At 69.5% G+C, this 512-nt stretch carries 1 pseudogene; it reads right to left on the bottom strand.

Annotation, left to right across the window (positions count from 1 at the left end):
• Nucleotides 1-224 precede the first annotated feature (224 nt).
• Nucleotides 225-512, bottom strand: a pseudogene (locus tag J5M67_RS27855) (hypothetical protein); the annotation flags it as partial.

Raw genomic sequence — 512 nt, forward strand, 5'->3', positions numbered from 1 at the left:
GGCACAAGCCCGCGAACGCGATGATCCTGCTCGAGCCGACGCTCATCACGCGCGAGAACGTGAAGCGCTACAAGGGCTGGAGCGCGCATTGACCGCCATGCCGCCGCCGTCCGGGCGGCGGCACGGTACACGGCACACGGAACGGCAAGGCACCGCACGACGCGATGCGGCGCGCGGCCGGACGGCGCGCCGCCGATGCGCGGGCTCGCGCATCGGCGGCTGCGCTATGCGGGCGGATGCAGGTCCTGAAGCAGCGTCGGCACGAGCTCCGAGACGGTCGGATGAATGTGCATCGCGCGGCTGATCGTCGTGTACGGCGCTTTCGCGTACATCGCGTCGAGCAGCGAATGCACGACTTCGTCGCCCGTCACGCCGAGAATCGACAGCGTCGGCTGGATCGCCGTGCCACCCCACGAATACAGCAGATGCGTGTTGCCGCCTACGGTCTCGGTCTGCGCCCCTGTCTGGCACGAGCCCGGCGCGCCGAGGCCCGCGCTCGGATAGTTCTGGTT

The sequence above is a fragment of the Pseudomonas sp. 30_B genome (assembly GCF_017491605.1).
Lineage (GTDB): Bacteria > Pseudomonadota > Gammaproteobacteria > Pseudomonadales > Pseudomonadaceae > Pseudomonas.